Annotated in this window: 10 protein-coding genes, 1 tRNA gene and 2 pseudogenes; 8 read left to right on the top strand and 5 right to left on the bottom strand. The window is 64.5% G+C overall.

All coding sequences use genetic code 11. The features are described 5' to 3' along the window. Positions 1-218, bottom strand: a pseudogene (locus tag A5652_RS05975) (NAD-binding protein); the annotation flags it as partial. Between the two features lie 333 nt (positions 219-551). Between A5652_RS05975 and A5652_RS05970 the strand changes: the two are divergent. The 3 genes from A5652_RS05970 to A5652_RS05960 all read left to right on the top strand — a co-directional run bounded on the left by A5652_RS05970 (position 552) and on the right by A5652_RS05960 (position 2828). Further along, positions 552-1562, top strand: coding sequence for a sensor domain-containing protein (locus A5652_RS05970; protein ID WP_082983784.1), 1011 nt, complete (start codon positions 552-554; stop codon positions 1560-1562). Positions 1563-1676: 114 nt separating this feature from the next. Continuing rightward, positions 1677-2243 (top strand): NUDIX domain-containing protein, encoded by a 567-nt coding sequence (locus A5652_RS05965; RefSeq protein WP_197513788.1) that lies wholly within the window; start codon positions 1677-1679, stop codon positions 2241-2243. Positions 2244-2318: 75 nt separating this feature from the next. Further along, positions 2319-2828 (top strand): hypothetical protein, encoded by a 510-nt coding sequence (locus A5652_RS05960; protein WP_232001100.1) that lies wholly within the window; start codon positions 2319-2321, stop codon positions 2826-2828. Between the two features lie 14 nt (positions 2829-2842). Here A5652_RS05960 and A5652_RS05955 read toward each other — a convergent pair whose 3' ends face one another. Continuing rightward, a complete protein-coding gene (locus tag A5652_RS05955) occupies positions 2843-3529 on the bottom strand; it encodes a glycoside hydrolase (protein ID WP_067347714.1) in 687 nt (228 codons plus the stop codon). Positions 3530-3617: 88 nt separating this feature from the next. Between A5652_RS05955 and A5652_RS05950 the strand changes: the two genes are divergently transcribed. Together A5652_RS05950 and A5652_RS05945 are read left to right on the top strand one after the other, a co-directional pair. Then, the gene (locus tag A5652_RS05950; RefSeq protein ID WP_067347697.1) at positions 3618-4118 is read left to right on the top strand and encodes a nitroreductase family deazaflavin-dependent oxidoreductase; all 501 of its coding nucleotides are present in this window, start codon (positions 3618-3620) and stop codon (positions 4116-4118) included. A 358-nt stretch (positions 4119-4476) separates the two neighbouring features. Beyond that, the gene (locus A5652_RS05945; RefSeq protein ID WP_067347692.1) at positions 4477-4806 is read left to right on the top strand and encodes a hypothetical protein; all 330 of its coding nucleotides are present in this window, start codon (positions 4477-4479) and stop codon (positions 4804-4806) included. 649 nt (positions 4807-5455) lie between these two features. On the opposite strand, the gene A5652_RS28925 is transcribed toward A5652_RS05945, so the two are convergent. Next, positions 5456-5725 (bottom strand): DUF2510 domain-containing protein, encoded by a 270-nt coding sequence (locus tag A5652_RS28925; protein ID WP_082983783.1) that lies wholly within the window; start codon positions 5723-5725, stop codon positions 5456-5458. A gap of 429 nt (positions 5726-6154) precedes the next feature. Beyond that, a tRNA-Arg gene (locus A5652_RS05940) sits at positions 6155-6227 on the bottom strand. Positions 6228-6354: 127 nt separating this feature from the next. On the opposite strand from A5652_RS05940, the gene argS reads away from it, so the two are divergent. The 3 genes and pseudogenes from argS to A5652_RS05925 form a co-directional block, all read left to right on the top strand. Continuing rightward, positions 6355-8007 (top strand): arginine--tRNA ligase, encoded by a 1653-nt coding sequence (argS, locus tag A5652_RS05935; protein WP_067347687.1) that lies wholly within the window; start codon positions 6355-6357, stop codon positions 8005-8007. Further along, positions 8004-9422 (top strand): diaminopimelate decarboxylase, encoded by a 1419-nt coding sequence (lysA, locus tag A5652_RS05930; RefSeq protein WP_067347683.1) that lies wholly within the window; start codon positions 8004-8006, stop codon positions 9420-9422. The genes argS and lysA overlap by 4 nt, the downstream gene beginning before the upstream one ends. 3 nt (positions 9423-9425) lie before the next feature. Next, a pseudogene (locus A5652_RS05925) lies at positions 9426-9971 on the top strand (homoserine dehydrogenase); the annotation flags it as partial. Here A5652_RS05925 and A5652_RS26475 read toward each other — a convergent pair. Next, entirely contained in the window at positions 9920-10111 is a 192-nt protein-coding gene (locus tag A5652_RS26475) for a hypothetical protein (RefSeq protein ID WP_369805757.1), read from the bottom strand. The pseudogene A5652_RS05925 and the gene A5652_RS26475 sit on opposite strands and share 52 nt — an antisense overlap. Positions 10112-10133 lie beyond the last annotated feature (22 nt).

Genomic DNA, 10133 nt, shown 5'->3' with positions numbered 1-10133 from the left:
ACGTGGGGATTCGTTTTCCTTGCCAGTAAGGCGATTTCGAGATTCTTCGCGTCATCAGCACCCGCGCACACGATCGCGCTTGCGCGGGCAAGATCGGCACCGCTGAGCTCCTCGCTGTGCAGCTTGACGATCGTGGCGCCCGCGCGGTTCAGTTCCTCGGCGATCGTGGTCGCGAGCACGTCGTCACCGCTGACGATGATGTGGCGGCGCGTGCTCATGCGCGCTCCACCGCGGCGGCCTCGGCACGATCGCGGTTGTTCCAGCGTGGCGAGTCGTCACGCATAAACCCCACCTCTGATGACATCGGCGCTCACTTGTTGCTTTCGACTATCGGGCACTATGCCGATTGATGCCAGCGCGACATGTCCTGAAATGCGAAGACGGTTGACCGACTAGGTTCATCACGCGCGAAAAGGCGGTGGGGTCGACGGATGGGTCGGCTGAATTCTCAAGCCCGTCAACCTCACTTAGGATCACGACATCTTGTGCTTCGCCGTCGAGCGCGCGAAGTCCGACGGGGAGGCCACGACTGGTGACTACGACCCGGTCTCATGACCGCTAGCTGGCAGGGCCCCAGTTGGCCCAACCCCTTCGACCCCGGCGCACCGCCGCCTCCGCCGCCGGGCCCACAGCACCAGCGCCCGCCCTCCGACGAAGTGAACACGCTGGCGACGCTGTCGGTCGTGTTCGCGTTTCTGCTGGCCCCGGTCGGAGCGGTGTTGGGGCACTTCGCCCTTAAAGATATCCGCCGGCGCGGCGACCACGGCCGCAACCGCGCGCTGGTTGGACTGACGCTGTCGTACGCCTTCACCGTCCTCGCCGCGGTGGCGCTGGTGCTGTGGGCGACCCTCGGTGACGATCACGCCGGCCAGTCAACGGCGCACTCCGGGGGAACCACCGCCGGGGGCGCGCCGAAGTCGAGTGCCACTACGCCCGCGCCGGCGGAACCGTCGGTGACGCCCGAGGGCCTGCAGTCGCTGGTGCTCACCGGGGAAGATGTTGCCGGCCTCATCAAGGCGCCCGGCATGTACGTCAACAAGACATGGACCCAGACGCACGACCTGCAACCCGGCGACAGCTTCGACCCCCCGGAGTGCACCGAAGCGGTGTTCAACGGCTTGACGGCGTCCTATCGCGACAGCGGTTACCGTGCCATCTACGGCGTGGACTTGGGTCAGCACACCACTGGTTTCCCGCACGGGGTTTCGGAGTTCGTCGCGACATTCGACAACGCCGCGGCCGCACAGGCTTTCGTCGCCGGCGCCACCAAACAGATCAACAGCTGCGCCGGAAGGCAATTGACGTACTCGCACGGTGGCGTGTCCGGTGTCTACAGCGTCGGAACACCGGTGCAAACCGGCCCGGTGACATCGGTGCGCAGCACCCTGGGGACGGTGCAGGACAACGGGCGCACCACCGACGTCGGCCGCCAGCACACCAGCGCACTGCGGGCCCTGGCGGCCAAGGCCAACGTCGTTGTCGACGTCGATGTCATCGGACGCGACCTCGGCGACGACGCCACCACCCTCGTGCAGGGCATCCTCGGCCGAATTCCGAGCTAGGCTGTCGGCCAAAGGAATTGGTGAGCCATCCGACCGGTCTGCACGACCGGAACGTTCGTGGGTGACCAGAACGCGCGCATGGATATGATCTTGGCGTCCCCGTTGAACCACCGGATGAGTTGTCGTATTGACGGCAATACTGGCGTCGTGACTTTCATCGAACGCCTCGCGAGCCGTGAGATCTACCGGAACCCGTGGATGGTGCTGCGAGAGGATGACATCCGTCGTCCCGACGGCAGCGTGGGCATCTACAGCGTCGTCGACAAGCCGGCCTACGCGCTCGTCATGCCCTACGACGGGCAGCGCTTCCGGTTGGTCGAGCAGTTTCGCTATCCCCTCGATGAGCGGCGCTGGGAATTTCCGCAAGGCACCGCTCCCGATCTGGCCGACGCCGAGCCGGCCGAACTCGCCGAACGCGAGTTACGTGAGGAAACCGGGTTGCGTGCAACGTCGTTCGAGGCGCTCGGCCAGCTCGATGTCGCTCCGGGAATGACCAGTCAACGCGGCTGGGTCTTCTTGGCCACGGGTATCGCCGAGGGAGCAGTCGAACGCGAGCACGAGGAGCAGGACATGCGCAGCGCGTGGTTTTCGCGTGCGCAGGTCGAGCAGATGATTCGCGGGGGAGTGATCGCCGACGCGCAGTCGGTCGCCGCCTACGGGTTGTTCCTACTGCGAGGGTGATAATCCTCGCGACGACACCGCGATCGTGTCCGCGCCGAGATCGCGCCGCGTCATCGAACGCCCACCATTGACGCAATGCGGCCGAGGTTTCGGGTAGTTGCGATGCTTGCTGCCGTCGCCGCGTTGGTCGCCGGGGCGCCCGGCGTGGGTGCGAATGCCCTGTCAACGTCGTGGAACGGCAAATACTCGCTGGTCAGGTATGCGGTAAGTAAATCCGGCACCAGCGTCGCCGCCAAACAAGCCGAACCGACCTTCAGTGCGGATTACGTCTTCACCACCGCATGCTCATCGGGCACGTGCGTGGCCACCGCTACCAACGGGCCCACGCCGAAGAATCCGACGCTGCCCCAGCCGTCGCACTACACCTGGGACGGAGCCAAGTGGGTCGAGCGCTTCGATTTTCAATGGGATTGCTATATGGGCGAAGGGGTTCCGAAGGTGTGGGCACCCGCGAGGTCGTGGGCGTACTACACCCCGCAGCCCGATGGGTCACTACGCGGGACATGGCACACAGACATCAACAGCGGGCCCTGCCAGGGGAGCGTCGAAATGCCCGTGGCGGCGTTCGCCGCCGGGCCGGCATGACGGATCAGCCTCGATCAGTCCCGCGGCGTGGGGGTCATCGAAGCGATGTAATAGGTTTCGTGCCCGGTCGGGTAACCACCGCCGCCGGTGGCGATGTGAACATGGTCGTAATGGTCGGCGGTCTCTGAGCCCAGGTCCGCCATCCAGTTGCCCCCGCCGACGCCCGGATAGATCTTCTGCCGCCAGATCACGTGATTGATGCCCCATCGTTTCGCGTTCGCCAAGGCGTAGCCCGCGATCTGGTTGCCGAGCTCGATGCCTTCGGGACTATGGAAGTTCGGGATCATCACGTCGATCGCCAGCCCGTTTGGGTGCCACGGCAACGGGTCCTCGCGGTATCCGCCGATGGTTTTGATCTGGGGGAAGAGCACGCTGATGACGCGGGCCGCCCAAATGGTCTTGACCTGCAAGCGTTCCTCGGACGCGACGCCGCGGGGCAATGGGAGCTGAAATTGCGTGCCGGCGGAAGGGGCGGGCGGTGCCATCGCCGTCAAGGCTTCCACCTCGGCCGGACTGGCTGCGCGCGGCGCGCTTGCAGGTGGCGGAGCCGCCGCTGCACTGCTGGTGGGAGCTGCTGCGGGGGTCTCGACGCAGCACCGTGGCTTGGTGCCCTGCGCGTGGATCATCGCGGCGGAGACGACGAGCGAAAGTACGATCGCCAGCCATCGCCAGCGACCGTTAGTGAACACCTTCACGCCCACGACCAGCAGCTTAACGTCGGTTGTGACGCGTGGGGTGCGTTTTTGCGATTGCTTGTTCGCCGACGGGCGTGGGGACCACAATGACCCCATGCCAGGGCGATCGTTTGATAATGCGAATGTTTTTCATCGGACGATGCGCCGCTTCGCCTCCACGCCGGTCGGCGTGGCGCTTCTCCGCCCGACCGCGCACCACCTCGACCGCCTCGTCACCAAGGTCACCGGTGGTAGGCGCAGCTTCGCAGAGGTCGCGACCGGGGTCCCGGTGGTCATGCTCACCACCACGGGCGCCAAATCCGGTGAACCACGCACCGTCGCTGTCTACGGCATCCCGCATCCGGACGGCGTAGGCCTCATCGCCTCCAACTTCGGTGGTACCAAGCATCCGGCCTGGTACCACAACCTGAGGGCCAATCCGGAAGCGACGGTCACCATCGGCCGCGATACCTGGCCTGCCACCGCGCGGCTCGCGACGCCACGCGAGCGCGACGAGATCTGGGCCAAAGGCGTCGAGCTGTATCCCGGTTGGCGGAAGTACGAAGTGCGGGCCGGAGATCGACGGATCGAGGCGTTCGTGCTGGCACGAAGCTGAAGTGGCCGGCGGCACATCAGTTTTTCCGCAGTCGCTATACGTGTGTCTAAGAAGCATTCCGAATAAGTCACGAAAAAAACACGGCCAGCGAGCCTGACGATTTATGTCCTTACAGTGAGCGAATGAACGTTACGAAAATGGCGATGACGGGCGCTCTAGGGTTCGCGACCGTGATTTCAGCGGCGTCCATAGCATCTGGTTACCCCCACCAAGAGATGCCTACTTTGCTTATGCTGGGTTTCTACGGCATCCCGACAACTTCGACTTGTTACGACAAAGCATGCCAATCACCTCTAGACAGTAATCCGGACGAATCGGCGAGCATACGCGCTGAATCAGTGGCGATCGGCCCAACGCCATGACGGTGTTGTACGCGACGGAGTGGCCCACGGAGGTATGGGCGGTCGAGCACACCAATATCCGCAACGAGCGCGTGGTAGACGTCATGGAAGATTTGCATGCGGCTCAACGGTTTATCGATAAGGTGGACAGGAACTATTGGGCGGAGCCAGTGCTTCTCCACAGTAGGGTGAACTTCTTCCCTTGCCCGCCCGATCGCAGCGGCGCAGGCCATATCGACGAGGAACCCAAACCTGCCAAGCGGCAATGGTCGCTTTTCAAATCGGCGGTCAGTATTAAGCGCAAATATTCACGCCATACCGAGGACTATGCAAATACCCGCGAATGACCGCGGGGAACGTACCAGAGGCTGCATCCGGATTTCCTTAGTGAAATCCGGATCGCACAATCGTTGTCGGATTTGCCCGAAGAAAGGGGCTTGCGGGCGTCAACCGACGCTATCCGTGCAGCCATGACGCGGGCATTAGCGCAGATCGCCTTCGCGCTGGCGCCAATCTTGGACCAACCCCTAGGCCATTTCGAGTCAGCCGGCCGCCGCGAAGGTACCGGCCGCGCCGTCCGACAAGCTACGGTCAGCGACGGCGTGCGCTTCGCGAGGTTGCCTGGCGGTCGTGCGAGCGATAGCTGAAGCTCCTGGTGCTGTGCCCTTCGGCCCCGCCAGGGTGCGCGGGAATGGGGTGAGTGAGGCCGCTACCAGGGGCCGACAGTAATAACACACATCAGAACCGAGCGTGGGATAGCCGCACGCGGCGCAGACACTAACCTCATTGGCGATGTACTTGGGGGCTAGTTGGGCCACTTCGCGCGCCACTATCGATGGGTCTGACATTCGTCCTCGCCTGCTTGAGACTTCGTCGAGTGTTAATACCCCGAGACACTGTCAGACAAACGTCAAATCTTAGACAAATCTTAGGGCCAAGTGACGCATCGGTCCTGCGCAGCGTTAGTTGCACGCCATATCTATTGACGGCAGCGCCTTACGCTTGACGAGGCTCCGTCTGCGCGGTCCAAACCCGACCATCGAAATAGCGCATCAAGCGTGGATCCTGCTGGTCGGGATACCAGCCAGGCGCTAAACCGCTGGTTGCGACGGGTTGTTGCTGGACCACTGGCTGCTCGACAACCGGCCGTTCCACGGGGCGTTCGGCCGCTGGTCTTGACAACGTGCGCGCGACTGTGATTACCACCGCAACTATCGCGATGAGCACCAAAATCCAGACAAGCGAACTAACAGCGCCGGAAATCATGAGTCTTGCACCTTCTTGTTGGCGTCGGCGGTTCTAATGCACGTCCCGTACCCTCGCGACTTGTCACCGAAACTCGCCGCGCGTCTACCCCAGTCGAGTCTCCGAATTCAGGGCGCGGTCAGCTTCGCGTCAACTTCCGCCGCTCATCCAGCGAGAGCCGCCACCAAAAGTAGCTCGGAGCAGGCGATGTCGATGTCGCGCGTCCGCGGAGCGTAACGATAGCGACTGGGCCGCAGGAGAGAGCGGGGGGCGTGACCAAGTCTCGTAGGCGTGCCTAGGTATCCGATGTTTCCCGCTACCTCGTTGACCCTCTCAACCGCCGCATCTACCGCCTCGATCAGGCGGGATCACCGCGGACCGCCCGAGTGAAACGCCGGTCAGGTATCGCCCGAAATCTTGCACTGGCTATCGTCTTCGCTGGTCAGGGGGTGCCCCCGGCAGGATTCGAACCTGCGGCCTTCTGCTCCGGAGGCAGACGCTCTATCCCCTGAGCTACGGGGGCGCACCGACATACCTGTTGCGCGATGGGGCTTTCGAACAAGCACGGACAGACTAACGCATTGAAGTTCCCGCCCGGCCACCGCAATGGATTCGAGGCGGGGGCACCCCAGCCAATAGGATGAACGTTCGTGACCCCCGCTGACCTCGCTGAGCTGCTCAAGACCACCGCCGCCGCGGTGCTGGCCGAGCGCGGGCTGGATGCTGCCTCGCTGCCGCACACGGTCACGGTGGAGCGGCCCCGCAATCCCGAGCACGGGGATTACGCCAGCAACCTGGCGCTGCAGCTGGGCAAAAAGGTCGGCGCCAACCCCCGCGAACTGGCCGGATGGCTCGCCGGGGCGCTGTCGCAGGCCGCCGGCATCGCGTCCGCGGAGGTCGCCGGACCCGGCTTCATCAACCTGCGGCTCGAGGCATCGGCGCAAGCCGTCGTCGTCACCAACGTGATCGACGCCGGCGACCGCTTCGGCCATTCCGACGCGCTGGCCGGCCGCCACATCAACTTGGAATTCGTGTCGGCGAACCCGACCGGACCGATTCACATCGGCGGGACCCGTTGGGCCGCCGTCGGCGACGCGCTGGGCAGGCTGTTGTCCACCCAGGGCGCAGACGTGGTGCGCGAATACTATTTCAACGATCACGGCGCCCAGATCGACCGGTTCGCCAGCTCGCTGATCGCCGCGGCCAAGGGCGAGCCCACGCCGCAGGACGGCTACGCCGGCGCCTACATCAACGACATCGCGGCCCAGGTGCTGCAGAAAGCGCCAGAGGCGTTGAGTCTGCCCGACACCGAGATGCGCGAGACCTTCCGCGAAATCGGTGTTGATCTGATGTTCAGCCATATCAAAGAGTCGTTGCACGAGTTCGGCACCGACTTCGACATCTACACCCACGAAGACTCGATGCACACCAGCGGTCGGGTCGACCAGGCCATCGCCAGGCTGCGCGAAACGGGCAACATCTACGAGAAGGACGGCGCAACGTGGTTGCGCACCAGCGCCTTTGGCGATGACAAGGACCGCGTCGTCATCAAAAGCGACGGCAAGCCGGCCTATATCGCGGGGGACATCGCCTACTACCTGGACAAGCGGCAGCGCGGCTTCGACCTGGCCATCTACATGCTCGGGGCCGACCACCACGGGTACATCGCCCGGCTCAAGACCGTGGCGGCGGCCTTCGGCGACGATCCCGCCGCCGTCGAGGTGCTCATCGGGCAGATGGTCAACCTGGTCCGCGACGGCCAGCCGGTCCGGATGAGCAAGCGGGCCGGAACGGTGATCACGCTGGACGACCTCGTCGAGGCGATCGGCGTCGATGCCGCGCGCTACAGCCTGATCCGTTCCTCGGTGGACACCCCTATCGACATCGACCTGGCGCTGTGGTCCTCGGCGTCGAATGAAAACCCGGTCTATTACGTGCAATACGCGCATGCCCGGCTCTCGGCGCTGGCCCGCAACGCCGCCGAACTCGGCTTGATCCCCGACGCCGGGCACCTCGAGCTGCTCAGCCACGACAAGGAGGGGACGCTGCTGCGCACCATTGGCGAATTCCCCCGGGTGCTTGACACGGCGGCAACGCTGCGCGAACCCCACCGGGTATGCCGATACTTGGAAGACCTTGCCGGCGACTATCACCGGTTCTACGACTCGTGCCGGGTCTTGCCGCAGGGCGACGAGCAACCGACCGATCTGCACACCGCGCGCCTGGCGCTGTGCCAGGCGACTCGCCAGGTGATCGCCAACGGGCTGGCGATATTGGGCGTCACTGCTCCGGAGCGAATGTGAACGTTCACCCGGCCGGTCCTCGGCACGCCGAAGAGACCCGCCACGCCGAAAGCCCGCTGCGCCCGCAATCCCCCGAGGAATTGCTGCTGCTGGCGCCGAACGTGTGGCCTCGCAACGCCGCTCGCGACGAAACCGGAGTCGCCAGCATCGCGGGGGTCGCGGTGACCGACCTCGCCCAGGAGTACGGCACCCCGCTGTTCGTCGTCGACGAGGATGACTTCCGTTCCCGCTGTAGGGAAATCGCGTCGGCCTTCGGCGATGGCAAAAACGTCCACTATGCCGCCAAGGCGTTCCTGTGTAGCGAAATAGCGCGCTGGATCGACGAAGAAGGCCTATCACTCGACGTGTGCACCGGCGGTGAACTGGCCGTCGCCCTGCACGCTGACTTCCCGCCGGAACGAATCACCTTCCACGGCAACAACAAATCGGTTGCCGAGCTGACGGCAGCCGTCAAAGCCGGTGTCGGCCATGTCGTGTTGGACTCGATGGTCGAGATCGAGCGCCTGGATGCCATCGCAGGGGAGGCGGGCATCGTCCAGGATGTCTTCGTTCGCCTCACGGTCGGTGTCGAGGCGCACACCCATGAGTTCATCTCCACCGCACACGAGGACCAGAAGTTCGGGTTGTCGTTGGCGAGCGGTGCGGCTTTGGACGCTGTTGGCAGGGTTTTCGGAACTCAGAACCTACGGTTGGTGGGTCTGCACAGCCATATCGGTTCGCAGATCTTCGACGTCGCCGGCTTTGAACTCGCCGCGCGCCGGGTCATCGGTCTGCTACACCAGGCCGTCGAAAAGTTCGGTGTCGAGAAAGCCGCGCAGATCTCCACCGTGGATCTGGGGGGCGGACTGGGCATTTCCTATCTCGCCGCCGACGATCCGCCGCCGATGGGCGAGCTGGCCGCCAAGCTGAGTGAGATCGTGCGGAACGAGTCGGCGGCGGTCGGGCTGCCGACCCCGCGACTGGTGGTGGAGCCGGGGCGCGCAATCGCCGGCCCCGGCACCATCACGCTCTACGAGGTGGGCACGGTCAAGGATGTCGACGTGAGCGCAACCGCGAACCGGCGCTACGTCAGCGTCGACGGCGGCATGAGCGACAACATCCGCACCGCACTCTATGACGCGCAGTACGACGCCCGCCTGGTCTCACGGCTCAGCGATGCACCGGCCGAGCTGGCCCGTATCGTCGGAAAGCATTGTGAGAGCGGCGATATCGTGGTGCGCGACACGTGGGTCCCCGGGGACCTGCGACCGGGCGACCTGATCGGGGTGGCCGCCACCGGAGCCTACTGTTATTCCTTGTCGAGTCGTTACAACATGATCTGCCGCCCCGCGGTCGTCGCAGTGCGCGACGGTCGCGCGCGTCTAGTCCTGCGTCGTGAGACGGTCGACGATCTATTGAGTCTGGAAGTGAGGTGAACTGTGCCCCGTGACGAAAAGCCGGTCGGTGTAGCGGTACTCGGGTTGGGCAACGTCGGCAGCGAAGTTGTCCGAATCATCGAGGACAGCGCTGACGACCTCGCCGCTCGTGTCGGCGCACCCGTGGTGTTGCGCGGCGTCGGAGTGCGCCGTGTCGCCGAGGGCCGCGGTGTCCCCGTCGAGTTGCTCACCGACGACATCGAGGAACTCGCCGCGCGCGAGGACGTCGACATCGTCGTGGAACTGATGGGGCCGGTGGAGCCCGCCCGCAAGGCCATCCTCTGCGCCCTCGAGCACGGTAAATCGGTCGTCACCGCGAACAAGGCCCTGCTGGCCACCTCCACCGGCGAGTTGGCTCAGGCTGCCGAAAGTGCGCATGTCGACTTGTATTTCGAGGCGGCCGTCGCCGGCGCCATCCCCGTAATCCGTCCGCTGACACAGTCGTTGGCCGGCGACACGGTGTTACGGGTGGCCGGAATCGTCAACGGCACAACCAATTACATCTTGTCCGCGATGGACGACAGAATCGCAGCTTTGGCCGCCGCGTCGTAGCCTTCGACGTCGGCGGTGGGGTCGGCCTCGGCGTAACCCAGCGCGCTGGCTTCGGCCCGCGCGGAGTCGTAGTCGGCGCCGGTGTCGTCCATCGCGGACAAGATGTAATTGGTTGTGCCGTTGACGATTCCGGCCACCCGTAACACCGTGTCGCCGGCC

It is taken from the genome of Mycobacterium sp. 1165178.9, from assembly GCF_001673555.1.
Taxonomy (GTDB): domain Bacteria; phylum Actinomycetota; class Actinomycetes; order Mycobacteriales; family Mycobacteriaceae; genus Mycobacterium.
Note: the sequence above shows the minus strand (reverse complement) of the source record. Positions and strands in the feature narration are given on the sequence as shown.

Bases quoted from the DNA above. Each gene is read 5' to 3' on its own strand.
- A5652_RS05970 (WP_082983784.1), top strand. From the start codon at position 552: ATGACCGCTAGCTGGCAGGGCCCCAGTTGGCCCAACCCCTTCGACCCC.
- A5652_RS05965 (WP_197513788.1), top strand. From the start codon at position 1,677: ATGAGTTGTCGTATTGACGGCAATACTGGCGTCGTGACTTTCATCGAA.
- A5652_RS05960 (WP_232001100.1), top strand. From the start codon at position 2,319: ATGCGGCCGAGGTTTCGGGTAGTTGCGATGCTTGCTGCCGTCGCCGCG.
- A5652_RS05950 (WP_067347697.1), top strand. From the start codon at position 3,618: ATGCCAGGGCGATCGTTTGATAATGCGAATGTTTTTCATCGGACGATG.
- A5652_RS05945 (WP_067347692.1), top strand. From the start codon at position 4,477: ATGACGGTGTTGTACGCGACGGAGTGGCCCACGGAGGTATGGGCGGTC.
- A5652_RS28925 (WP_082983783.1), bottom strand. From the start codon at position 5,725: ATGATTTCCGGCGCTGTTAGTTCGCTTGTCTGGATTTTGGTGCTCATC.